Annotated in this window: 22 protein-coding genes, 2 tRNA genes, 2 rRNA genes and 1 pseudogene; 18 read left to right on the top strand and 9 right to left on the bottom strand. The window is 35.0% G+C overall.

Annotated elements, in window-relative coordinates; translation table 11 throughout:
* Positions 1-52: 52 nt before the first annotated feature.
* Entirely contained in the window at positions 53-1,126 is a 1,074-nt protein-coding gene (locus ACICP6_RS06225) for a methyltransferase (protein ID WP_395463027.1), read from the bottom strand.
* A gap of 346 nt (positions 1,127-1,472) precedes the next feature.
* On the opposite strand from ACICP6_RS06225, the gene ACICP6_RS06230 reads away from it, so the two are divergent.
* Together ACICP6_RS06230 and rrf are read left to right on the top strand one after the other, a co-directional pair.
* A 23S ribosomal RNA gene (locus ACICP6_RS06230) occupies positions 1,473-4,263 on the top strand.
* Between the two features lie 65 nt (positions 4,264-4,328).
* Positions 4,329-4,435 (top strand): 5S ribosomal RNA (gene rrf / locus ACICP6_RS06235).
* An 87-nt stretch (positions 4,436-4,522) separates the two neighbouring features.
* Here the strand turns inward: rrf and ACICP6_RS06240 are convergent.
* From ACICP6_RS06240 to rpmH, 3 genes are all read right to left on the bottom strand, one after another.
* Positions 4,523-4,774 (bottom strand): hypothetical protein, encoded by a 252-nt coding sequence (locus tag ACICP6_RS06240; protein ID WP_395463028.1) that lies wholly within the window; start codon positions 4,772-4,774, stop codon positions 4,523-4,525.
* Between the two features lie 86 nt (positions 4,775-4,860).
* Positions 4,861-5,223 (bottom strand): ribonuclease P protein component, encoded by a 363-nt coding sequence (gene rnpA, locus ACICP6_RS06245; RefSeq protein ID WP_395463681.1) that lies wholly within the window; start codon positions 5,221-5,223, stop codon positions 4,861-4,863.
* Entirely contained in the window at positions 5,207-5,341 is a 135-nt protein-coding gene (rpmH, locus tag ACICP6_RS06250) for a 50S ribosomal protein L34 (protein WP_006279898.1), read from the bottom strand. Before rpmH ends, rnpA begins: the two co-directional genes overlap by 17 nt.
* A 125-nt stretch (positions 5,342-5,466) precedes the next feature.
* On the opposite strand from rpmH, the gene pstC reads away from it, so the two are divergent.
* The 3 genes from pstC to ACICP6_RS06265 all read left to right on the top strand — a co-directional run bounded on the left by pstC (position 5,467) and on the right by ACICP6_RS06265 (position 8,433).
* On the top strand, positions 5,467-6,555 hold the full coding sequence (pstC, locus tag ACICP6_RS06255) for a phosphate ABC transporter permease subunit PstC (RefSeq protein ID WP_395463029.1): 1,089 nt from the start codon (positions 5,467-5,469) through the stop codon (positions 6,553-6,555).
* 101 nt (positions 6,556-6,656) lie between these two features.
* Entirely contained in the window at positions 6,657-8,123 is a 1,467-nt protein-coding gene (gene atpD, locus ACICP6_RS06260) for a F0F1 ATP synthase subunit beta (RefSeq protein ID WP_395463682.1), read from the top strand.
* The gene (locus tag ACICP6_RS06265) at positions 8,098-8,433 is read left to right on the top strand and encodes a F0F1 ATP synthase subunit epsilon (RefSeq protein WP_395463030.1); all 336 of its coding nucleotides are present in this window, start codon (positions 8,098-8,100) and stop codon (positions 8,431-8,433) included. The genes atpD and ACICP6_RS06265 overlap by 26 nt, the downstream gene beginning before the upstream one ends.
* Before the next feature lie 551 nt (positions 8,434-8,984).
* Here the strand turns inward: ACICP6_RS06265 and ACICP6_RS06270 are convergent.
* Both ACICP6_RS06270 and ACICP6_RS06275 read right to left on the bottom strand, forming a co-directional pair.
* On the bottom strand, positions 8,985-9,863 hold the full coding sequence (locus ACICP6_RS06270) for an IS3 family transposase (RefSeq protein ID WP_395463625.1): 879 nt from the start codon (positions 9,861-9,863) through the stop codon (positions 8,985-8,987).
* Between the two features lie 14 nt (positions 9,864-9,877).
* Complete coding sequence (locus ACICP6_RS06275; RefSeq protein WP_395462617.1) at positions 9,878-10,141, bottom strand: transposase; 264 nt, start codon at positions 10,139-10,141, stop codon at positions 9,878-9,880.
* Between the two features lie 75 nt (positions 10,142-10,216).
* On the opposite strand from ACICP6_RS06275, the pseudogene ACICP6_RS06280 reads away from it, so the two are divergent.
* A pseudogene (locus ACICP6_RS06280) lies at positions 10,217-10,695 on the top strand (IS4 family transposase); the annotation flags it as partial.
* A gap of 74 nt (positions 10,696-10,769) precedes the next feature.
* Here ACICP6_RS06280 and nuoF read toward each other — a convergent pair.
* Positions 10,770-12,032, bottom strand: coding sequence for an NADH-quinone oxidoreductase subunit NuoF (nuoF, locus tag ACICP6_RS06285; RefSeq protein ID WP_395463031.1), 1,263 nt, complete (start codon positions 12,030-12,032; stop codon positions 10,770-10,772).
* Between the two features lie 18 nt (positions 12,033-12,050).
* Positions 12,051-12,123 (bottom strand) — tRNA-Lys (locus ACICP6_RS06290).
* 676 nt (positions 12,124-12,799) lie between these two features.
* Between ACICP6_RS06290 and ACICP6_RS06295 the strand changes: the two genes are divergently transcribed.
* From ACICP6_RS06295 to ACICP6_RS06310, 4 genes are all read left to right on the top strand, one after another.
* Positions 12,800-12,875: transfer RNA gene (locus ACICP6_RS06295), tRNA-Ala, on the top strand.
* Positions 12,876-13,043: 168 nt separating this feature from the next.
* Positions 13,044-14,699: a 30S ribosomal protein S1 gene (locus ACICP6_RS06300; protein ID WP_395463032.1), complete on the top strand. Its 1,656-nt coding sequence runs from the start codon at positions 13,044-13,046 to the stop codon at positions 14,697-14,699.
* A gap of 21 nt (positions 14,700-14,720) precedes the next feature.
* Positions 14,721-14,999: an HU family DNA-binding protein gene (locus ACICP6_RS06305; RefSeq protein ID WP_395463033.1), complete on the top strand. Its 279-nt coding sequence runs from the start codon at positions 14,721-14,723 to the stop codon at positions 14,997-14,999.
* A gap of 72 nt (positions 15,000-15,071) precedes the next feature.
* On the top strand, positions 15,072-15,389 hold the full coding sequence (locus ACICP6_RS06310) for a cell division protein ZapA (RefSeq protein WP_395463034.1): 318 nt from the start codon (positions 15,072-15,074) through the stop codon (positions 15,387-15,389).
* Here the strand turns inward: ACICP6_RS06310 and ACICP6_RS06315 are convergent.
* Positions 15,367-15,642 (bottom strand): succinate dehydrogenase assembly factor 2, encoded by a 276-nt coding sequence (locus ACICP6_RS06315; protein ID WP_395463035.1) that lies wholly within the window; start codon positions 15,640-15,642, stop codon positions 15,367-15,369. The genes ACICP6_RS06310 and ACICP6_RS06315 overlap by 23 nt on opposite strands.
* A 98-nt stretch (positions 15,643-15,740) precedes the next feature.
* On the opposite strand from ACICP6_RS06315, the gene rseP reads away from it, so the two are divergent.
* From rseP to ACICP6_RS06355, 8 genes are all read left to right on the top strand, one after another.
* The gene (rseP, locus tag ACICP6_RS06320) at positions 15,741-16,865 is read left to right on the top strand and encodes an RIP metalloprotease RseP (protein WP_395463683.1); all 1,125 of its coding nucleotides are present in this window, start codon (positions 15,741-15,743) and stop codon (positions 16,863-16,865) included.
* 7 nt (positions 16,866-16,872) lie between these two features.
* Positions 16,873-19,209 carry an outer membrane protein assembly factor BamA gene (gene bamA / locus ACICP6_RS06325; RefSeq protein WP_395463036.1) on the top strand — a complete coding sequence of 779 codons (2,337 nt, stop codon included), beginning with the start codon at positions 16,873-16,875 and terminating at the stop codon, positions 19,207-19,209.
* Positions 19,210-19,770: an OmpH family outer membrane protein gene (locus ACICP6_RS06330; RefSeq protein WP_395463037.1), complete on the top strand. Its 561-nt coding sequence runs from the start codon at positions 19,210-19,212 to the stop codon at positions 19,768-19,770.
* A gap of 18 nt (positions 19,771-19,788) precedes the next feature.
* Positions 19,789-20,229: a 3-hydroxyacyl-ACP dehydratase FabZ gene (gene fabZ / locus ACICP6_RS06335; RefSeq protein WP_395463038.1), complete on the top strand. Its 441-nt coding sequence runs from the start codon at positions 19,789-19,791 to the stop codon at positions 20,227-20,229.
* Between the two features lie 53 nt (positions 20,230-20,282).
* Positions 20,283-23,174: an FAD-dependent oxidoreductase gene (locus tag ACICP6_RS06340; protein ID WP_395463039.1), complete on the top strand. Its 2,892-nt coding sequence runs from the start codon at positions 20,283-20,285 to the stop codon at positions 23,172-23,174.
* Positions 23,175-23,257: 83 nt separating this feature from the next.
* Entirely contained in the window at positions 23,258-23,668 is a 411-nt protein-coding gene (locus tag ACICP6_RS06345; RefSeq protein WP_395463040.1) for a hypothetical protein, read from the top strand.
* 97 nt (positions 23,669-23,765) lie between these two features.
* Entirely contained in the window at positions 23,766-24,029 is a 264-nt protein-coding gene (locus tag ACICP6_RS06350; RefSeq protein WP_395462617.1) for a transposase, read from the top strand.
* 50 nt (positions 24,030-24,079) lie between these two features.
* The gene (locus tag ACICP6_RS06355; RefSeq protein ID WP_395463617.1) at positions 24,080-24,922 is read left to right on the top strand and encodes an IS3 family transposase; all 843 of its coding nucleotides are present in this window, start codon (positions 24,080-24,082) and stop codon (positions 24,920-24,922) included.
* Positions 24,923-24,994 lie beyond the last annotated feature (72 nt).

Consider the following 24,994-nt stretch of genomic DNA (forward strand, 5'->3'; position numbering starts at 1 on the left):
TTCCTCTTTTATTTCATTGTGTATAGACACTGTTTCGAGCAATAGTGATGCTTTAAGTTAGGCTTTTCGATTTTTTTTGTGGATGCTGTAATGCAAACAAGATACCATCAACCTGACTTCCATATACTTTACAGTAGCTCATATAACTTATTTGCATATTTATTTCTTTTGCAACGTGTTGGATATAACTTTCTGAGTGACGAAAGTAATCTCCTTTATTTACAAAGTCAACACCTTTACCTTCCTTTCTTCTTATTAAACATATAATCGTTCCTTTTTTACTCGTGGATCTTTTTGCTAATTCCAATTCTGCCTGAAAATCATGGAGATAATGTAGTACTTCAGCAAAAATAATGACATCATAAAGATAGTTTCTCTCTTGTTTAAGGAATTCTATCATTTCTATATGTATTAACTCATTGTAAACAGGTTTACCCTTTATAAAGCATCCTCTAGCAATATTTAGCATTCTATTTGAAATGTCAATTCCTGTTATGCGATTTCCAGTATTGTGTATTTTTAAGAAATGACCGCATATTCCAGTTCCACAACCAAGATCAAGTATGCTTAGTTCAGAAGTGGAGTTGTTAAAAATTTTTGTAATTACCATATGTACAAGTTCATGCCCTCTATATTGTTTAGCGATTAACCAATGCTCAACAAAATATTCGCCAGTGTAATCAAAGTATTGCTTTATAAGGTTTTTAGGCAATTTCGTAATAGGTACTGGGTTTGTCATCTTTTTTATATAGTAAGACGCTTCTTCATAATTGCTGTCTAATTTTAGTGTTTTTGTTAAATAGGTATAAGCTTTGTTAATATTTCCCGCTGCAAAATGACATCTTCCAATGTTATACCAGATTATAGGTAAATTGGAATAAAATATGCTGATTAACCAAAATCGTAACTTTGCATCTGATATATTACCTTTATAGAAGTGATATAAACCGATTTCAATGTTGGTATTTAATAGATTTTTGGATTTTTCAAGAAATGCTGTTGTTTCCTTATGGAGAGTGTTGTATTTATTTACAGCGAATTGTTTAGCTTTCTTAATATTAAACATACCGATTAACTTACGAATAAAACTTAAAATAACCCTTATAAAGGATAGATTGTTTTTCATACCTTAAAAATACCCTTGATGTTCATTATCATTTTCGAGTAGAACTGGTTTTCAAAGCATTTTATATTACAAAATATTTTTTTCATTAATTTTCATTGTATATAATTTTGCTTGAACACTTATCTAGATTATAGATTTCACCTAACTTAGAATTACAGTATATTACTGTTGACGATATAAGTAAATATTTTGTGTAAAAAAGCGTTGACATATCACTTGTTGGGTTATAAGATATAAGAAGTTAATTAAATTTTTAGATGTTTGACAAGTTTTATGGTAGAGATTAATTTAATCTCAATTCAATTTTAATAATATTTAACTCTGCATATTCTGCATATAGTCGGATAAATAAATTATTAAGAGCACTTGATGGATGCCTTGGCGTTAAGAGGCGATGAAGGACGTGGCAGGCTGCGATAAGCTGTGGGGAATTGTCAACAAATTTTGATCCGCAGATTTCCGAATGGGGAAACCCAACTAGTTAAGCTAGTTATTACATGTTGTATAAATATGTAAGGCAAACTTGGTGAACTGAAATATCTAAGTAGCCAAAGGAAAAGAAATCAACCGAGATTCTGTCAGTAGTGACGAGCGAAAGCGGAAAAGGCTAGTGATTTAAGAATAAGAATTAGAATACTCTGGAAATAGTAACCATAGAAGGTGATAGTCCTGTATAAGTAGAAAGTTTTTAAATCCTTGAGTAGAGCGGGGCACGTGAAACCCTGTTTGAATGTGGGGGGACCATCCTCCAAGCCTAAATACTCCTTAACGACCGATAGTGAACAAGTACCGTGAGGGAAAGGTGAAAAGAACCCCGGGAGGGGAGTGAAATAGAATCTGAAATCGAGTGCTTACAAACAGTTGGAGCTCTATGTTTTTTCTATAAGAGCAATTTTGTAGTTAGTTTACATTAGAGTGACAGCGTACCTTTTGCATAATGGGTCAGCGAGTTAATCTATAAAGCAAGCTTAAGCCGTTAGGTGTAGGCGTAGCGAAAGCAAGTCTGAATAGGGCGTTTTAGTTTTATGGATTAGACCCGAAACCAAGTGATCTAGTCATGACCAGATTGAAGGTGTGGTAAAACACACTGGAGGATCGAACCAGTTAATGTTGCAACATTATTGGATGAGTTGTGATTAGGGGTGAAAGGCCAATCAAACTTGGAAATAGCTGGTTCTCCGCGAAATCTATTTAGGTAGAGCGTTGTATGTATGTTATTGGGGGTAGAGCACTGGATAGACTAGGGGGACTCACCGTCTTACCAAATCTAACTAAACTCCGAATACCAATAATTAATTATACAGCAGACACACTGCGGGTGCTAAGTCCGTGGTGAAAAGGGAAACAACCCAGATCACTATCTAAGGTCCCAAAATTACAGCTAAGTGGGGAAGGAAGTAGAAAAACCATTACAGCTAGGAGGTTGGCTTGGAAGCAGCCATCCTTTAAAGAAAGCGTAACAGCTCACTTGTCTAAATAAGTTTTTCTGCGCTGAAAATGTACCGGGGCTAAAGCTGTATACCGAAGATGTGAGTGCTTATTGATTGCGATCAATAGGCGCGGTAGCGGAGCGTTCTGTAAGTCTGTGAAGGTGGTTTGTGAAAACTGCTGGAGATATCAGAAGTGAGAATGCTGACATAAGTAGCGTAAAAGAGTGTGAAAAACACTCTCACCAAAAATCTAAGGGTTCCTACGTTAAGTTAATCTGCGTAGGGTTAGTCGGTTCCTAAGGCAAGTCCGTAAAGGAGTAGTCGATGGCAATCAGGTTAATATTCCTGAACCTCTTAAGTGTGACGGGTTTTGTATTTGTATAGGTCTTATTGGATTGACCTATGCTTAAAAGAAGCTCCAGGAAATAGCACTTATATTTATGAGGCCGTACCGTAAACCGACACTGGTGGATGAGTAGAGTATACTAAGGTGTTGAAAGAATGATGTTGAAGGAACTCGGCAAATTATACCTGTAACTTCGGAAGAAGGGTAACCTGCTTTTAGGCAACTATTGGTAGGTGGCACAAAATAGGGAGTAGCGACTGTTTACTAAAAACACAGGACTCTGCAAACACGTAAGTGGAAGTATAGGGTCTGACGCCTGCCCGGTGCTGGAAGGTTAATAGGAAGGGTGCAAGCTCTAAATTGAAGCCCCAGTAAACGGCGGCCGTAACACTGACGGTCCTAAGGTAGCGAAATTCCTTGTCGGGTAAGTTCCGACCCGCACGAATGGCGTAACGATTTCTCCACTGTCTCCAACATCAATTCAGCGAAATTGAATTCCCCGTGCAGATGCGGGGTACCCGCGGTTAGACGAAGAGACCCCGTGCACCTTTACTATAGCTTTACATTGCTATTAAAAGTGTGATGTGCAGGATAGGTGGGAGACTTTGAAGTTATAGCGCTAGCTATAATGGAGTCAACCTTGAGATACCACCCTTTACACTTTTGATATCTAACTATGTTTCATTATCTGGAACTAGGACATTGTATGGTGGGTAGTTTGACTGGGGCGGTCGCCTCCTAAAAAGTAACGGAGGCGTGCGAAGGTAAGCTAGAGCTGGTTGGAAATCAGCTTGATAGTATAATGGCATAAGCTTGCCTGACTGCGAGGCTGACAAGCCAAGCAGAGACGAAAGTCGGTCATAGTGATCCGGTGATTCTGTATGGAAGGGTCATCGCTCAACGGATAAAAGGTACGCCGGGGATAACAGGCTGATGGTGTTCGAGAGTTCATATCGACGACACCGTTTGGCACCTCGATGTCGACTCATCACATCCTGGGGCTGGAGAAGGTCCCAAGGGTTCGGCTGTTCGCCGATTAAAGTGATACGTGAGTTGGGTTTAGAACGTCGTGAGACAGTTCGGTTTCTATCTGCCGTGGGTGAAGGAAATTTGAGAAGATCTGACTCTAGTACGAGAGGACCGAGATGGATATACCTCTGGTGTACCAGCTGTTATGCCAATAGCATCGCTGGGTAGCTATGTATAGATGGGATAATTGCTGAAAGCATATAAGCAAGAAACCCTCTTCAAAAAGATTTCCCAATTAAGGCCGTGGGAGACTACCACGTTGATAGGCTAGGTGTGGAAGCATGGTAACATGTGAAGCTAACTAGTACTAATAGCCTGATTGATTTATTTGCTTTCTATATGTGCATATGCAGTGTTAAATATTAAATAAAAATATTGAATTAGAAATTTTTATTGACTTGGTGGCTATAGCAAAAATGAAACACCCGATCCCATCTCGAACTCGGAAGTGAAACTTTTTAGCGCTGATGGTACTTGAAAAGGGAGAGTAGGTCGCTGCCAAGTTTATAAAAATTTTTTTATTAATTAGATAATAAACGTATTTTTATTTTAATTTTCTTATTTTTGCCCTTATTTTTTTTAGTTTTTATTTTAGCCACGTTGTCTGTTTTGTCTGCCTGTTGATTGTTCTATATTATCTAACTGTGTTTTTACATTCTCTTCATGTGGTTGTTTTTCTGTTACAGGAGGGTTACCGATTTCTATTAACATTAAAGTATCTCCTACCTTGTCTACTAATTGGCTTTGATGATATGCTGACCAACAATCTCTTCCTTGTATGCCAGGGAGAGGTGAAGGCTCATACATACCAAAGCCTCTACCCCTTCTTGTACCCGTCGTCATTCACCACACCCATTAACTATTTTTAAAAATTTTACTTATGTTATCATAAATAATATAGTTGTAAATACTTTAATTGAGACTTTTTCTTATTTTATTTTTTTTAAGCAAATAGTTAGATCTTTCTGTAAGTTTTTATAGCTTGCTCGCATAATATTTTTATGAGTTAATATTATGTAGTAGTATCCTACGGTATTTGTTTTTAAAATGCTAACTTTAGTAAGTGCTCGTAATCGTCTTTTTATTTTGTTTCTTTTTGTCGCTTTTCCAATTTTTTTACTGACAACCAGACCTACTCTAATGGTGTGAATATGCTTTTCAGGCTCTCTCTCTTTTATAGCACATAATGATATATAAAGCCCACGGTAAAAAAAATTACTAGACGACGCTAGCTTATTTTTAAAAGCAAATGAAAAATCTTTTTTTTTATGCTCGCTATGCGCATAATTTATTGCATCCTAATGAACGACGCCTATTGAGAATTTTCCTTCCAGCTCTTGTTGCCATACGTGAACGAAAGCCGTGCCTGCGTTTTCTTATCAAATTTTTTGGTTGAAATGTTCTCTTCATTGTTTTTATAAATATAATTAGTTATTTTAAATTATTTTACTTTATTGTCAAATAATGGTTGCATTATATATGTTGAATGCTCTTAAAATTGTATTTTCGTAAAATAAGATTTGATATGTGAGTAGATGAATTTGTTGACAATAGTCCTTTCCATACCTGCGTTACTAATTCTTGTATTTTGCTTTAAGCAAGTGGATAAGGTTAAATCTTATTTATATCTTAGTTGTATATGGGTGTTAACTTGGTCATTAATACTCTGTAACAATTTCTTTATAACTTCCATTTCTATAGCATTACTTTTTTTCATGTTTGCTTTTGTCTTTAAAAGTAAAGGAAATAAGGTAATCAAATTTTCATTATTTGTGGCTCTGGCCATATCATTTTTTATCACTTTATTTATAATGCTATCTATTTTTGTTCAATCCATTGATTTTTTCAATAAAGTGGCTATTTCAGAATTCTTGTTTTGCTTGAAATGGAGTCATGATGTAGTAATTATCAATGAAGAAAAGATAGGATGTTTCGGTATAACTCCGCTTTTGGTTGGCACATTAGTTATAACTATTGTAGCAATGTTAGTTGCTGTTCCGCTTGGTTTATTTTCTGCAATATATATTAGTGAATATGCAAGTGAGAAAGTGCGTTATATTGTTAATACAACTTTGCAAGTTTTGTCTGCTATTCCTACAGTTGTATATGGATATTTCTCGGTTGTATTTTTGTCTTCCTCTGTAAAACAGATAGCGAGTTTTTTTGGTTTAAGTATACACTCAGAGAGTGCTTTGGTTGCTGGTTTATCAATTGGTATAATGATTCTTCCTTTTATTATTTCTTTACTGGAAGATGCAATCAGGTCTGTTCCTAAGAGCTTGCGTTATGGCTTTATGGCACTTGGTGCAACTCCGGCTGAAACTGTATGGCATATAATAATACCTTATGCAATGCCTACAATTTTAAGTGCAATTTTATTATCAATTTCAAGAGTGATAGGTGAAACAATGATTGTGTTGATGGCTGTGGGGATCAACTCAAACTTGACTTTTAACCCTCTTAATTCAGTCACTACTATTACTGTACAAATTGCTACATTACTTACCGGGGATCAGGATTTCAATAGCGTACAAACTCTTGCTGCTTATGCGCTTAGTTTAGTGCTATTTATTATTACTTGGCTATTAAACGCATTTGCATTGTTTATAATAAAGCGTAATTAGTGAACGTTTTAATGTTGCAAAATTTCTATTAATAATATAAAATTTATTTTCTTTAGAAGTTCTTTTATGGAATTGTAGTGTTAGGTGATAAGAATAAAGAGATGAATATAGGTAGAACGGTTAAGGTAACTCAAGCAGTTGTTGATTTAAAATTTGAAGGCGAACTACCTAAGATATTTAATGCTTTAAAAAGTAAACTAAAATATAAGGGCAATGAGCTGATTTTAGAAGTTTCACAGCATATAGGTGACAATATAGTCCGTTGTATTGCTATGGATAGCACAAATGGTATATCAAGAGATGACGAATTTGTTGATATAGGTGCACCAATATCAGTTCCGGTTGGGCGTTCAACTTTAGGAAGAATTTTTAATGTTGTTGGAGAGCTTATAGATGAATGTGGTCCACTGAAAGGGGAGTATGATTTAGAGCCTATACACAGAGCACCTCCAAGTTTTATCGAGCAGAGAATACAGGAAGAAGTTTTAGTTACGGGAATAAAAGTTATAGATCTCCTTGCACCTTACCTTAAAGGAGGAAAAATTGGCTTATTTGGTGGAGCTGGTGTTGGTAAAACAGTTCTGATAATGGAATTGATTAATAATATAGCAAAAGCTCATAAAGGATTTTCTGTGTTTGCTGGGGTAGGGGAGAGAACGCGTGAAGGTAATGACCTTTATCATGAGATGATAACTTCAAATGTAATCAATATAAATGAACACGAAAAGTCTCAAGCGGTTTTGGTTTATGGTCAAATGAATGAACCTCCTGGGGCAAGGGCTAGAGTTGCTTTAACAGCACTCACTATGGCAGAGTATTTTCGTGATAAGGAAAATCAAGATGTTCTATTTTTTGTAGATAATATTTTTAGATTTACTCAAGCTGGTTCTGAAATTTCTGCTTTGCTTGGAAGGATACCATCAGCTGTTGGTTACCAACCAACCCTTGCAACTGACATGGGCGCAATGCAAGAAAGAATAGCTTCAACGACTGCTGGCTCTATTACTTCTGTGCAAGCTATATATGTTCCTGCCGATGATTTAACTGATCCAGCTCCAGCAACTACATTCTCTCACCTTGATGCTACCACGGTGTTATCGAGGCAAATTGCCGAAATGGGGATATATCCTGCTGTTGATCCACTTGATTCAACTTCTCAGTCTTTATCTTCTGAAATAATTGGTGAAGAGCATTATAATATTGCTTCTGAAGTAAAGCGTATTTTGCAAACTTATAAGTCCTTACAGGATATTATTGCTATACTTGGTATGGATGAACTATCTGATGAAGATAAAATTATTGTTGATAGGGCTCGTAAGATTCAGAAGTTTCTTTCTCAACCTTTTCACGTTGCGGAAATATTTACTGGTATGCCCGGTAAATTTGTTCCACTTTCTGATACTGTTTCCAGTTTTAAAGGGATTGTTGAAGGCAAATATGATCACTTACCCGAAGCTGCTTTTTATATGGTAGGAAATATAGATGAAGCAATAAAAAAGGCTGAATTAATAAAAGCTGAAACTGAAGTTAGAGTTAAAAGTTATGAAAGTGCAATTTTTCTCTCCTGATAATCAAATTTCATTCAGTGGAGTGATTTCTCTTTCAATGAATGGGCTCGAAGGTGAGCTTATGATTTTAGCTAACCATTCTCCTTACTTAATTTATTTATTGCCTGGTATAGTTACTGTTAAGATGAACAACCAAACGAAAGAAAAAGTTGTAATTGATAATGGCATATTAGAAGTTGCAAATAATAATTGTAGCATTATAACAAATCAAGTTCAGATTTTTGATCAGTTGATTCATAATGAGAAGTCATTAAAAAGTAAAAGTATTAATGTATATTTGAGTTATCTTGATGGCAAATCTCTTTTTTAACTATTTTGAGCAAAAAGTCGGTTATCACTTTCTTGTCATCCAAGTAGTCCAGTCATCCCAGTGCTTTTTTTTCTGTTATCCAGTATCCTCTTCCCTGTCATCCCAGTGCCCAGACACTTGTATCTTTATAATGTGAGGTATTAGAGCTAAAATATCTCACAAGGGAGGGTGAAGCCAACTTGACACTAATGCCAATAAGCCAGATTTCGCTCCCCTCCCATAGAGTTAGAAGAGTGAACAGTATCTTTGAACCGTATTTACAAGAACTCTCAATCTATTTATAGTCTTGGAGGTAGTTTTATGCAAGTAAATAGGTGTAGATATTTCTAAAAAGAAATTTGATGTTTGTTTGCTAATAAACGATAAGAAACGGCACAATATAATGCACCCATTTGTCTAGACCATTTTTTTCAAAGTAATCCGATTTTTTATAAAGCATTTATTGTCTATGATAATAGAGATCAGCAGGGACTTTATAATGTAAAGACTGATGTCGCCTTCTATAATTGACCTTACCCAGAAAAAGTAGAGAGGAAGTTAAGCCATTTTTATTATGAAAATGATGAATCAAATTTCTCAGGAATGCAATAATTAATAGTAGAATGTCTACGCTGTTTGTTATAAAAAATTTCTATGTACTCAAATATAGCAGTTCTAGTTTGCTGAGCAGAGTGTTGCGAAGTATCAATAAGAAGCTCCCGTTTGAGTGAGCTGAAAAAGCTTTCAACAACAGAGTTGTCATAACAACAGCCTGTGTGACTCATGCTGGAAATGATGTTTTTTGTGTTCAGCAAAAACTGATAATTTTTAGAGGTATATTGTGAACCTTGATCACTATGAAATAGCAGATCTTTGGCTGGTTTGCGCTTATCAACAGCCATCAATAAAGCATCTATAACTAATCGCTTAGTTATTGTACTACTCATTGACCAGCCAACTACCATACGTGAATATAGATCAATTATTGCTGCCAAATATAGCCATCCATCCTTAGTTTTTATGTATGTAATATCAGTTACCCATACTTTATTTGGCTGACTAGTAGTAAAGTTTTGGTCCAATATATTGGGAGTTATAACCCTATTGTCAGTCTGCTGTTTTTTGCTTTTGAATCTTCGCCTCAGTCTAGCTTGAATACCATTTTTTTGCATGATATCCTGCACTGTTTTGATGTTGCAATTTTTACCTAAAGCCTTTAGTTCAGCATGAATCTTAGGTGCCCCATATCTACAATTAGATGCTTGGTATATTTTTTGAATGTCTGCTAGAAGCTGCTCCCTTGTTAATTCTTTGCTGCTTTTCTTCTTACTAGTCCATTTGTAGTAGCCGCTAGCAGATACTTTCAAAATCCTGCATAACTCCTGTACTTTATAGTAGTTTCCATGCTTTTTGATAAATAAATATTTTACTCTTTGTGACTTGCAAAATATCCCAGGGCTTTTTTTTAAATGTCTCTTTCTCTAGTAACTCTTGTTAGTTCTTTCTTTAATTCAAACTTTTCTTTATCACATGGTGCCAACTTTCCCTTACCAGGAAATGCTTCTTCTATTGATCCTTTTTCGTTATATTTTTTTATCCAGTCACTTAGTGTACTGTTATCTATTCCTAAATCTTTAGCTATTTTGCTTGCTGACTGCCCCGTTTCCTTTACCAACTTTATTGCCTCTAATTTAAATTCCACTGTGTAATTTTTTCTGTTCTTTACCATAATAAGCCCTCATAATCATGTTTTATTTTACTTCAAAAATGGCTTAACTTCCTCTCTACTTTTTCTGGGTAAGGTCAAGTTATAGTGCTTACGTTAGCCAATGGAGAAACAGAAGTATTGATTACCTCACTTTTTGACCGAGAAAAATTTACTTTGGAAGATATCAGCAAAGCTTATGTATTAAGGTGGCACATAGAGGAGTGCTATAAACGGCTCAAAATAGGCGCAGAATTAGAGAATTTTTCTGGGATAAATTTAGAGGCTATATTACAAGAATTTTGGGCAAACTTAGTTATGTGTATCGCTTCATATGTGTGATGCACAAGAGCCTTGGAACCCAGATCAAATTGCTGAGTATCGTTTAAATTTTTCAGTTTTATTTGGTGTAATGAGGCAAAAACTCTATCAAGTGCTTATTGGAAGTTATTCACCAAAAAACTTTCAAGCCCTTTTTGATAGAGCAAGTATACGCGCTAAAGTTAAAATCCGACCAGGACAGCCGCAATAAAGTGGATAAGCCTAAACGTCATCACGTTTTTAGGAGAGTTTGCTAATGCAGGCTCTTAAGTTGACGCCATTATGTGAACGGTTACAAAAGTTCTTGCTTCAATAAGAAGTGTAAGTAGAGTTAAACTATCGCCCTCTCTTCGATAACATGGCGAAAATGCCTGATTAATCCTTGAACTGGCCAAGCTGCAGCATCACCAAGTGCGCAAATTGTATGTCCTTCTATTTGGGTTGTAAGGTCAAGTAATTTATCTATTTCACCAGGCTCAATATCTCCTGCTACCATCCTTTTCATAATTCTCCACATCCATCCAGTACCTTCACGGCATGGTGTGCATTGCCCACAGGACTCATGCATATAAAAGTGCGATAACCTTTCTATTGCAGCTATTATATCAGTGGACTTATCCATCACTATTACAGCAGCAGTACCAAGTCCTGATTGCGCAGCTCTTAATGAATCAAAATCCATTTCAACGGTATCGCATATAGACTTTGGAATTAATGGGACTGAAGATCCACCAGGTATCACAGCAAGTAAATTATCCCAACCCCCTCGCACTCCACCTGCATATTTTTCAATTAATTCACGCAGTGGGATTCCGAGCTCTTCTTCAATGTTACATGGGTGATTTACGTGCCCTGAAATACAAAAGATCTTAGCACCAGTATTGTTTGGTTTGCCAAGAGATGCAAACCACTCTCCTCCACGACGCAGAATATCTGGAACCATGGCTATAGTTTCAACATTGTTTATCGTGGTTGGACAGCCAAAAAGTCCAACACCTGCAGGAAATGGAGGTTTCATGCGAGGGAAGCCCTTTTTTCCTTCGATTGATTCAAGTTGAGCTGTTTCTTCACCACATATGTAAGCTCCTGCACCCCTATGGATAAACACGTCAAGGTCATAACCTGATTTGCAGGCATTTTTTCCAATTAGGCCTTCTTTATAGGCTTCCTCTAGTGCTTTTTTTAAAACTAAGTATTCATTATAAAATTCGCCTCTGATATAAATATACGCAGTTGATGCACTGATAGCTCTACCAGCAAGAAGAATTCCTTCAAGTAACTTGTGTGGCTCATATCGCAATATATCTCTATCTTTACATGTACCAGGTTCTGATTCATCTGCATTGACTACTAAATATATCGGTTGTTCTTTTAAAAGATTTTTGGGCATAAAGCTCCACTTAAGGCCGGTAGAAAATCCTGCACCCCCTCGCCCTCTTAGGCCAGATTTTTTTACTTCATCAATGATTTTTTCTGATCCTAAATCTAACAAATCTTTTGTTTTTTGCCAACTACCACGAGTTTTTGCGCCCTTCAGTAGCGGGGTTTCTTTGCCATTTAGATTAGTGAATATTTTATCCTGTTCTTTTAGCATGGTTTTTGAGATTCCAAGTGATCCCGGCGCGAATCGAACGCGCGACCCACTGATTAAAAGTCAGTTGCTCTACCGGCTGAGCTACGGGATCATTTCATTTTCAGCTATACTAAACATCAATACAGCTTTTATCTATTTTAATCAAACTAAAATTTTCATATGTGGTTAAATAAATTAGACTTCTTGCATAACAAACTTTTGGCAGCGCGTTGGAAGAAATTTCTTGACAAACCCCGCCAGTCCTCTTATCATAGTACTGAAGCTATTTATTTATCTTCACAATCTGTGCAGGTTAATGACAAAAAACTTAGGGTATTTGGCGTCTCATGTTTAATTTTTCGCACTACGTGCACCGCATGTCTTTATAAAACTTCTGGGTTTTTACCCATACAAGCTGAAACGGGCTTATAAAGCGTTTAAGACATCAAAAAACGTCAAATTGACAAGGGAGAATTTGAATGCTAGCTACCGCGGGGTTTCTTTGCCTTTTTTCCTGCTTAGTAAATTTCTTAAACACTTGCGATGTAGGTTAGCTGCAAATTAAAAGTGGCTAAATCGCTCTTAATCAAGCGTTTTAGAATAAAAAGAACGCCGATATTTTAGTACATGGTAAATAGCCAACCATCACGGGGTTTCTTTTGCCTTTTTTTAGGTTATGCAAGAAGTCTATTGTATAATATACTGCGTTTCGCAGGGAATCTATAGATAAATACTTCTTGCATTTTAGCTTGGGTGGTTTATTCTTTAAGTAAGAATTATAAGACTGTGGGGGTATAGCTCAGCTGGTAGAGCATCTGTTTTGCACGCAGAAGGTCAGCGGTTCGATCCCGCTTGCCTCCACCAATATTAGTTTTATAGCGTGCCACAAAACTAATTATAATAATTTATTATAATTAGCCATATTCTTTATAGTTCGGATAATCTTCAAAAATGAGTTAACAAAAAACTGCTTGTAACTAATTATTAATATTATATAATGTATTGTTTCTAATAAAGTTTAAATTAAAAGGTATGAATAATAATGATCCAGGTGTAAATCTACCAATAAGTATCAAAAAACTATCATCAAATAAGTTCATAGAAGAGATATGTCAAGGCCAATTTGAAGATGAAGATCAAGGTAATATTTTATTTGAAGATTCTTTTATTAATAAAATTAAGGAAGGAGATGTAGTAGAAGGTATAATTACACGAGTAAATCCTAACGACGTCGTGGTTGACGTTGGCTTAAAGTCTGACGGGAGAATTCCGATCAAGGAGCTCGGTTGTAACGACAAGATTGCTATTGGTTCCAAAATTGGAGTTTATGTAGAAAGAATTGAAGATTATCATGGTAATGTAGCTCTTAGCCGTGACAAAGCAATTAGGGACGAAAAATGGAACAAGTTGGAAGAAGATGCAGTTACAAAGGCTGAAGTAAGTGGAGTTATTAAACGCTCAATTAAATGTGGCTTTATTGTTGATCTTGGCGACGGAATAAGCGCCTTTTTACCGCTGAGTCATGTAGATTTGAAACAAGTAAAAGATGCTAAGCACCTTATTGAAACTGAACAAAAGTTCATCGTGCTTAAAATGGATAAGAAACAGGGTAACATTGTAGTATCAAGAAAGCTGGTACTAGAAAAATTGCATGCTGGTGAAAAAACCAAGTTTTTAGAATCTTTAAATGAGGGTGATATAATAGAAGGGAAAATAAAAAGCATTACTCATTATGGTGTATTCGTCGGTATTCATGAATCAGATGCAGTAGGAGTTATAGATGGATTGCTACATATTACAGATATCTCCTGGAGTAGAGTAAGTCATCCATCTGCAGTTTTTGCTTGTGGTCAGACCATAAAAGTTAAAATTATAAAAATAGATAAGGAAAATGCGAAAGTTTCCTTAGGTGTAAAGCAGCTAGAGGATAACCCTTGGCAAGATGTAGAATCAAAATATCCGGTTGACAGTGTGTATAAGGGTCATATAACAAGTATAGAAGATTATGGATTATTTGTTGAACTTAGACCTGGGATTGAAGGTTTAGTGCACTCATCAGAAATAACTTGGATTAAGAGCAATTTACCAGTTAGTAGTCTCGTAACGAGGGGACAAGAAGTGTCTGTCAAAATTCTCAGTATTGATACTGCTAAGAACAGAATGAGTTTGAGTATGAAAAGGTGTACAGATAATCCATGGCAAGTATTTATCAATAAATATCCTCCTGGTTCTATTGTTTCTGGTAAAGTTAAAAATAATACCGGTTCATACATGTCTGTTACTTTCGATGATTGTGAAATAGATGAAAATGTGGAAGGTACAATTTATGCGCAAGATCTAAGTTGGTCTAAAAATGGTTCAGATGAGATAAAAAGGTATAGTGTGGGCGATACAATGGAAGCAAAAGTAATAAGGGCTAATGTGAATCGAACAAGAATTTATCTTGGTGTAAAACAAATAGAATATGATCCCCTTGAAGAACTGATAAAGAAAGTTAGGGTAGGCGACAAAATGCAAGTTATTGTAGGTAAGAGAGAAGATAGCGGACTAGTCGTTGAAGTTGAAAATGGTGTAGCTCTCTTAATAGATCAAGAGCATCTACCAGAAAATACATTCCCTATATCAAAAAGAATAGAAGTTGTAGTATTGGGTGTTGGAGAATATAATATAATACTATCTGCTAAATGAACTTATTTTAGCTTCGTATAAATGGCAACAAAATCTGATATAATAACAAAAGTGGCGAAGAAGTATCCTTTTTTAGACAAGATGGCTATAGTGGCTATAGTTAACAGATTTTTTGAGATACTTTCAAGTACATTGGAACATCATAATAGAGTTGAAATTAGGGGATTTGGCTCCTTTTCAATTAGGAGCTATAATTTGAAAGAAGCAAGTCATTCGATGTTACAGAAGTTTGCAAAAAATCAATACTTTAAAACGTATTTTCGTAGTAGTAAAAAATTATCCGATTTAATAAATGAATAAAAATTTATACTGTAAATAAGATGAAAATAGGAGCTTAAGTTTACGCTGTACAATAAAAATTTTTAGCATTATATGCAAGTAGTAGAAATAGTTATACGTAATAGCACATATAAAGTATCTTGTGAAAGTGGAAAGAAGGGTCACTTATTACACCTTGCTAATAGTTTTGACAAACTAGTGAGTTCCATATCTCAAAAAACTGGAGGCAAGGGCTCGGATGCATTAAATTTCTTACTTGCAGCACTGATTCTTGAGGATAAAGTTTTAGAATTAACAAAACAGTTAGATGAAATATATCAAGAACACAAAAAGTATAGAAACAAAAAAGGAATAGAATATACTGAGGTATTAGATAGGGTAAATAAGATTATTGAGTGTATAGAGGATTAGCTTTAATAAAACAAGCAATCAAATTGACCATTTCACTATTTAAGTTGGGAGGAAGGTTTGTTTTCCGAGTTATGTAACAATATAATTCGTAATCATCAAGATCAACTATTTTTTCATACTCAATTAGTTCGTTCAGGGAAAATTTATCAAGATACTTCAGTGCGAAATACCCTAAAAGCATATCGGTTTCTTTGCAACCTCTATGCCAGCTTCTATACATCAATTTTCTTCTTAAAAAGCAAGTATCTGTCATTGTCATTAAACTTTTTTTAATTAAAAGGTTAAATAAAACACTTGTCAAGCAAGGCATGTTTTAATATACTTAATATTTTGTTAAAATCTAAAATACAGGTGGAATTAATTTCTAATCTTATCCATCAGTTTAGCGATGGGATATATTATTTTTTGTCATTTTCCTTAATTATCTCTGTTATAGTATTTGTGCATGAATACGGGCATTATATTATTGCTAAAGTATGCAAAGTTAAAGTTGAGTCTTTTTCTATAGGATTTGGTCCTGAAATTTTTGGTTTTAACGATAAGTCCGGAACCAGATGGAAGTTAAGTGCTGTTCCACTGGGTGGTTATGTTAAAATGTTAGGGGATAGCAATGCAGCAAGTGTCCCAGCTAACCAACAAGAATTAACTGAAGAAGAAAAGTTATATTCACTTCATACAAAACCGCGATATAAAAAAGCAGCAATAGTTTTTGCAGGACCATTTGCAAATATGATACTTGCTGTTATAGCTTTTACGCTATTTTTTAGCACAGCAGGCTATTATCGCACTCCACCAGTGGTTGGAAATGTAATTGAAGGCAGCGCAGCAAAGCAAGCTGGTTTATTACCGGGCGACACTATTACACAGATCAATGAGTATAAAATAAAATACTTTGAAGATATTTCACGTGTGGTGATGTCAAACCCCGAGACGAGAATAGAAATTAAATATAGTCGAAATAATGAGGAGCATAGAACTAGCCTGACTCCATTAATAATTGAGGATAAAGACGTTTTTGGCACCACAATAGAAAGAAAAATTATAGGGATTACTTCAGTCAATATGGCAGGGTCAAAGCAGTCATCTTTCCTTGGAGCTGTGAGCTTGTCAGTAAGTGAAACTTACCATACTATGTGCTTAACAATCAAAGCTATCTTTCAAATTATCATTGGTAAGAGAAGTGTAAATGAAATAGGTGGGCCAATAAAAATTGCAAAATATTCAGGGCAGTCAGCTAGAAAGGGATTTATTATGGTTTTATATTTCATGGCAATTATTTCAGCTAATTTGGCTGCGGTTAATTTGCTGCCAATTCCACTACTGGACGGTGGGCATTTATTTCACTACATTATAGAAGCAGTTATACGTAGAGATTTGAGTTTGAAATACCAAAAATATGCAACCACTTTTGGTGCTGCTGTATTGTTCTTGCTGATGGCAATTGCAATCTCAAATGATATCAGACATCTTTTTTAAGATAAATATGAAAAAGCTACTTTACATATTATTAATAGTAATTTTTCCTACTCTACTTCTTGCTTTGGAAAACGAAGAAAAAATACAGATAAAGGATATCAAATGCATTGGTAATGAGCGAGTTGGTAGTCAAACAATAAAGTTTTATATAAAACTAGAACCTGGTAGTTATGTAAACGATGATGACATAGATTCGATTATAAAAAGCTTATATAAAACAAAGTTATTTGCTAGTGTTAATGCTTATATCGACGATGAAAAAAACTTGGTGGTAAAAGTTCAAGAAAATCCATTGATTAACAGGGTAATACTAAAAGGTAATAAGCTATTTAAAAGCAAAGAACTGTTAAATAACGTGATTCAGTCAAAACCTCTGACTATTTTCGCTGAAACAAAATTGCAAAATGATTTAGTGAATTTAATCGCTGCTTATAGAAATAACGGTAAGATTGGCGCTAAAATTGAATATGAGCTGAATAAGCTTGATGGCAATAGGGTTAATTTAATTTTTAAAATAAAAGAAGGTAAAACCTCTAGGATTAAGGATATAAGATTTATAGGCAATAAAAACTTTTCGGAAAATGAACTAGAGCAAGCTATTAAAATACAAAGTAATGATATATTTAATAAGTTATTTAGAGCAATTTTTAAAGGTGGAAAACATTATTCACCACAGTATTTGTTGATTAACGAAGAATTGCTTGATCGCTTTTATTCGTCTAAGGGATATATCCACAATAGTATTCAGCCAATTGCTGAGGTTGATAATAATAATCAAGTGGTGTTAACTTTTTTGATTGATGAAGGACAGCAATATTTATTTGGAAGTAATGAAGTTAATGTTGAAGCTGAAATTCAAGATCTAAACCTAAAAGAAGAGATATTGGAACTGATAACTAAGGAAGATAACAAAATATTCGATAGGATTAAAATTAGTAATGCAGTAGAAAAAATAAGCAAGTATTTAAATGAGAGAGGATATATATTTGCAAAAGTGAATCCAGAATATGCACAGCATGGCAATGTTGTAGATGTAACCTACAGAGTGCTGCCAGGTAAAAAGATTTATGTAAATCAAATTACAATTGATGGTAATGATCGTACTTTAGATAAAGTGATCAGAAGTAAGCTCAGCATAGCAGAAGGTGACGCGTATAATACATCTGAGATCCAAAAGTCACGTAGAAAACTAATCGGTAGTGATTTTTTTGAGACAGTAAAAATAAACAGTTACGCAATTAATGACAATGCAGTGAATCTTAACTTAAATGTTAAAGAAAAAAACACCACCTCGTTATATTTAGGAGGAGGTTTATCTTTTCCTGGCGGAGCATTTTTTAAAACTGATTTTAAAGACCGTAATTTATTTGGTAGCGGAAAAGAGTTCTCTTTTGCCATTGAGAAAAGTCAATACGTATTTTCTACTGATTTAGAAGTTGTTGAAAATAATTTTAATGACTCTGATACATCACTAGGTGCGGGCGTGTTTTATGAAAAACAAGATAAGCCAAACACTACTTTCGATAGCTCCAATATGGGATTTTCAACAAAGTTGTCATATAAAATTGTAGAAAACCTAACTAATTCTATTCGCTACTCTTATAAGTATAACCATATAAACATGGATAATAAGGGTGGAAAAGACGAGGATATCTCTAAGATAATAACTGACCAACAGCGTGAAAATATGATCTCATCAGTGGGATACACACTAGCGTATAATAAACTGGATAACCTATATGCTCCAAGGGAAGGGTATTTATTGCGCTTAAGCCAGGATATCTCAGGACTTGGAGGAAACGTGAATTTTCTCAAATCTGAATTTTTATCTTTTTATACACATCCTATACTAAGCAAAATTGATGATGATATAACACTACGCTTTAAAATGGCGGCAGGTCACATTTTTTCTTATACCGATAAAGATCTAAACATTGGCCAGCACTTTTTTAAAGGGGGTAATGAAATTAGAGGATTTGACCTTTCTGGTATTGGCCCAAGAGCAGAAGACCCAAATAAAAGCTCGTTAGGAGGAAAAACTTATTTTAATTTAACACAGCAAGTAGATTTTCCATTACCAAAACTATATGACTATGCTGGTGTCAAAGGCTCATTATTTGTTGACTACGCAACGCTTTTTGGTTTAGATGATAAAGAGAAAAGGTATAAAGAAGGGGAATACTATGATAGTAAGCTTGTGAGAGTGTCACCAGGTTTTGGTTTTTCGATGCCTTCTCCTTTTGGTGGTAGATTTAGATTAGATTTTGGATTCCCTTTAGTTAAGGAACCTTATGATATAATGCCATCGTCAAATGTTAAATTTTCTATTGAAGTGGGGATTTAAATGAAATACACACAATTATCTATATCAGTTATTGCCTTAGTTATTTCCTTATTTGTGGGATACAAGGTTGTAAAACATCAACCTCAGAGTGCGTATAACATAAAAGCTGTGATTATTGATAGTGATAAAGTTATCAATGAATCTCTTGCTCTGCAAAGTATACAACAGCAAATAAAAGAGCAAAACTCTAGGCTGCAGCAAGAATTTGAAAGTGAGCTAGAAAAATTCAAGCCTTCAAAAGAAGAATTTGAACTTTTGTCAGAAGAAGCAAAAAAAGAAAAGACAGAGCAATTTAACAAGTATGCTATAAGCGCTAGAGATAATTACGCTAAAAAAATGTCATATTTAGAAGAAAGTTATAGAGACGCAGTAGATAGTATTTTTAACAAGATAAAAGAAGTTGCTAAAAAAACGGCAGAAAAAAATAACATAGATCTGGTACTATTTATTTCAAAGAAAAATCAAGTTTTATACTCTATGGATGAAGTTGATTTATCAGATGTAGTATTAAAAAACATAAACAAGGAAATACCGGAATTCACTTTGAAAGACGTTAACTAGACTTACTCTAAGGGTATTATGCAATTTAATATCAGTGATATTATAAGAATACTACCACATTCTTACCCATTTCTCTTAGTAGATAGAGTGATAGAATGTGATCCCGGTAAAAGTATAAAAGCAATTAAAAACGTGACTTTCAATGAGCCGTTTTTTATTGGCCACTTTCCTGGCCATCCAATAATGCCAGGAGTCTTAATAATTGAATCTCTAGCTCAGGCATCTGCAATATGTGTTCTTAGTAAAAAAAGTCAAAATACAATAGAAAATAAAGTTGTTTACTTTATGTCCATTGAAAATGCAAAATTCAGAAAGCCAGTTACTCCAGGGGACACACTGATTCTTCAATCTAACGTTAAAAATGCACGTTTAAGTGCATGTAAATTTGAGTGCGTTGCATATGTTGGCGAAGAAAAGGTTGCAGAAGCGACAATTTTAGCCATGCTGCAAAATACATAAGTTCAGTAAATTTCTATCTGTAAAAAACGGTTTGCACACTGTATAGTATAGCAATGCAACTGAATTTTAACATCTCATTTTCGAATTTATATACTCGCGATGGATTAATAAAATTAGATGAGACATTTTTAAATTATATTAAATCACGTGATGAAAACTTGCTCTATTCGCTAATCGAAGCAAGAGAAAACTCTTTGGTGTCATCCCAATGCTTGACACTGGAACATCGAACATCAACTCATCAAATGACAGATAGCCAGTTGATTATAGATCTTTCGTATTTACTTGATGAATTTATTGCAAAACTTTTCAATGTTGAAAAAGAAATAGAGGGGTTGAAGAAAAAGCACAACGACTTTGCTGTAATATATAAATGCAAAAGGTTATTTGTTCAACGTTATGCATTGAAGAAATATACTGATGTAACGAATATAGATATTGATTATGTTACCAACGAACTAAATCGCTTTCTCACTTTACCAACAGCAGAAAAAAATTTTGCCGAGCAGGTGATGCGTTGGTTTGAAGATAGAGAAAGCCACAAAGATGAAATAGAACTTGCAGCACAATATGCAGCGTGGAGAGTGAAAAAAAAACAGAGTATACTCTTTAGTATTCATAAAAAAATTGACTGCGAAAATCTCATACCATTTTCTAAAAAAGAAGTAGACAAAGTTGAAGTATTGTATTCAAGCGAAATAAAAAGACGATATGGTTTTGACTTAACAAGTGAAAAGACTAGTTTAGATAAAGCATTAGACAATGCTCACTACTGCATATTTTGTCATAAGCAAAATAAGGATAGCTGCTCAAAGGGGCTAATCAACAACAATGATACCTTTAAAAAATCCCCACTCAAAGTTGAACTGCACGGCTGCCCACTAGAGCAGAAAATCTCAGAAATGAATCTGGTGAAAAGCGAAGGATACAGCATAGCAAGTCTTGCAATTGTAATGATAGATAACCCATTATGTGCAGCTACTGGACACAGAATATGCAATGACTGCATGAATTCGTGCATATATCAAAAACAAGAACCCGTGAATGTGCCAATGATTGAAACGAGAATTTTAGATGATGTGCTCAATTTGCCGTATGGATTTGAAATATATTCTCTGCTTAGTCGTTGGAATCCTTTAAATTTTCAGCGGCCATTGCCAAAAGAAAACACTGGAAAAAACATCTTAGTTGTAGGCCTTGGTCCTGCGGGTTTTAATTTAGCTCACCATTTATTAAATGATGGGCATAATGTTATCGCCATTGATGGATTAAAGATTGAGCCTTTGATTAATAATTTTCAGCCAATCAAAGATTTCAAGCATGAAAAACTGAGCAAACGCACGGCCGGTGGATTTGGTGGAGTGGCAGAATATGGTATTACTTCTCGGTGGGATAAGAATTACTTAAAGATTATTAGATTATTACTAGAAAGACGTGAAAATTTTGCAATCTATGGAGGTATTCGTTTTGGTGGCACAGTAACCGTTGATGATGCATTTAACTTGGGTTTTGATCATATCGCCCTAGCGCTTGGCTCTGGCAAGCCACGGATGATCAAGATAAAGAATATACTAGCTCGTGGAGTGCGCATGGCATCTGATTTTCTAATGTCATTACAACTCAGTGGTGCTCTTAAATTTGATTCCATAGCAAACCTGCAAGTCCGCATGCCAATAGTTGTCATAGGCGCGGGACTCACTGCAATTGATGCCGCTACTGAAGCTTTAGCGTATTATCCGATTCAAGTAGAAAAATTTCTTCACCGGTATGAGATATTGGTTGACAAATATGGAAAGGACTGCGTTGAAAAAGATTGGACAGAAGAAGAACGCGAAATTGCGAATGAGCTTATGTCGCACGCACAGTTGATTCGAAAAGAGCAAGAGTTAGCAAAAAAAGAGAATAGAGAAGCAAAAATATTGGAGTTAATGCAAAGCTTGGGGGGAGTGAAAGTTGTATATAGAAAAGAGCTAAAAGATTCGCCAAGTTATCGATTAAATAGTGAAGAGATAAAAAATGCATTATCAGAAGGGATTTACTTTATCGAAAACTTAGAGCCAGTTGAAATTGTGACGGATGAATATAGTCATACTGAGTCAATAAAACTGATAGACACAAAATCTAGAGAAATCAAATATATAAAAGCACGTTCTATTCTCATAGCAGCAGGTACTGAGCCAAATACAGTTATTGCAACAGAAGATGAAAAGCATTTTAAATTAAGTAATGGGTACTTTACTCACTTGGACTCGTTCGGGAGGGAGATAGATCCAATATTATCTCCTAAGATGCAAAATAAAGATAGAATATTAGTGTATAAGCAAGGCAATAGAACAATTAGCTTTTTTGGCGACCTTCATCCTTCATATAGTGGCAGTGTCGTAAAAGCTATGGCAAGTGCCAAGAACGGCTACCCTATTATTTCTCAGCTTTTGAGTGGAGTTAATAGCTTCATTTCTGTCATCCCAGTACTCTCTCCTGCCATCCCAGGACCCTCTCCTGTCGTTCCAGCACCCTCTCCTGTCATCCCAGTGCGTGACACTGGGATCCAGAAAAAAAATGCTTGGTCAAGCGGTGAACACCAAGCTAATGAAGAATTCTTTAATAGGATCAAAGAGCAATTCACTGCAAAGGTCATAAAAGTTCAATATTTAACCGACAAAGTTGTGGAAATAGTAATCAAAGCACCACTTGCTGCAAAAAACTTTCAGCCTGGGCAATTCTTTAGGTTGCAAAATTTCGAAACCAACAGCAGAAAAGTCAATAATACAAAGCTTGCCATGGAAGGTATAGCCGTAACCGGCACTGAAGTAGACAAAAAAAAAGGAATTATTTCCACTATTGTACTAGAAACCGGCGGTTCCGCTAATTTATGCAGGTATTTTAAAGAAGGTGAACAAATAGTTCTTATGGGTCCAACTGGTAGACCTACTGCAGTTTATTAGATCTACTTCGCATTAATTATGCTATAATACATATATTATTAATAACCTTATGTTACAATGATTGTTTTTATTAAGGTAGTATTATGACATATCACTTAACACTCGCATTTCCAAAGGAACAATATTCTACAGATAAGGGCAGTAACGAGTTTTCAGCAAAAGATAAAGAAGGTAATAGGTTTATCATTACTGCAGATAATAAACAAGAAGGAAAATTTTCTTTTTGTAGAGATAAAGATGAAGATAAAGATAGTGTATGTAAGTTTACACAACACTACGCAGTTAAAGATCCAAAAATATGTAACAAGCTTTCTGACATTGACAGTGCTGATTATGTAAGTGTTATTATGGAAGGTTATGGTGAGCAGTATTTCAACAGCAGGATATTAGGTGGACTAGGTAAGTGTAATATTGATTACACGGTGGTGGATGATCACGAAACACAGGAAGATGTCAATATGCTGTACAGTCCCTCAGTGGATCTTACAATCTAATCTTCATTATACGACTACCTTGACCTTACCCAGAAAAAGTAGAGAGGAAGTTAAGCCATTTTTGAAGTAAAATAAAACATGATTATGAGGGCTTATTATGGTAAAGAACAGAAAAAATTACACAGTGGAATTTAAATTAGAGGCAATAAAGTTGGTAAAGGAAACGGGGCAGTCAGCAAGCAAAATAGCTAAAGATTTAGGAATAGATAACAGTACACTAAGTGACTGGATAAAAAAATATAACGAAAAAGGATCAATAGAAGAAGCATTTCCTGGTAAGGGAAAGTTGGCACCATGTGATAAAGAAAAGTTTGAATTAAAGAAAGAACTAACAAGAGTTACTAGAGAAAGAGACATTTAAAAAAAAGCCCTGGGATATTTTGCAAGTCACAAAGAGTAAAATATTTATTTATCAAAAAGCATGGAAACTACTATAAAGTACAGGAGTTATGCAGGATTTTGAAAGTATCTGCTAGCGGCTACTACAAATGGACTAGTAAGAAGAAAAGCAGCAAAGAATTAACAAGGGAGCAGCTTCTAGCAGACATTCAAAAAATATACCAAGCATCTAATTGTAGATATGGGGCACCTAAGATTCATGCTGAACTAAAGGCTTTAGGTAAAAATTGCAACATCAAAACAGTGCAGGATATCATGCAAAAAAATGGTATTCAAGCTAGACTGAGGCGAAGATTCAAAAGCAAAAAACAGCAGACTGACAATAGGGTTATAACTCCCAATATATTGGACCAAAACTTTACTACTAGTCAGCCAAATAAAGTATGGGTAACTGATATTACATACATAAAAACTAAGGATGGATGGCTATATTTGGCAGCAATAATTGATCTATATTCACGTATGGTAGTTGGCTGGTCAATGAGTAGTACAATAACTAAGCGATTAGTTATAGATGCTTTATTGATGGCTGTTGATAAGCGCAAACCAGCCAAAGATCTGCTATTTCATAGTGATCAAGGTTCACAATATACCTCTAAAAATTATCAGTTTTTGCTGAACACAAAAAACATCATTTCCAGCATGAGTCACACAGGCTGTTGTTATGACAACTCTGTTGTTGAAAGCTTTTTCAGCTCACTCAAACGGGAGCTTCTTATTGATACTTCGCAACACTCTGCTCAGCAAACTAGAACTGCTATATTTGAGTACATAGAAATTTTTTATAACAAACAGCGTAGACATTCTACTATTAATTATTGCATTCCTGAGAAATTTGATTCATCATTTTCATAATAAAAATGGCTTAACTTCCTCTCTACTTTTTCTGGGTAAGGTCAAACTTTATTATTAATTCTATTCCCACTT

The organism is Wolbachia endosymbiont of Cantharis cryptica, from assembly GCF_964277405.1.
Lineage (GTDB): Bacteria > Pseudomonadota > Alphaproteobacteria > Rickettsiales > Anaplasmataceae > Wolbachia.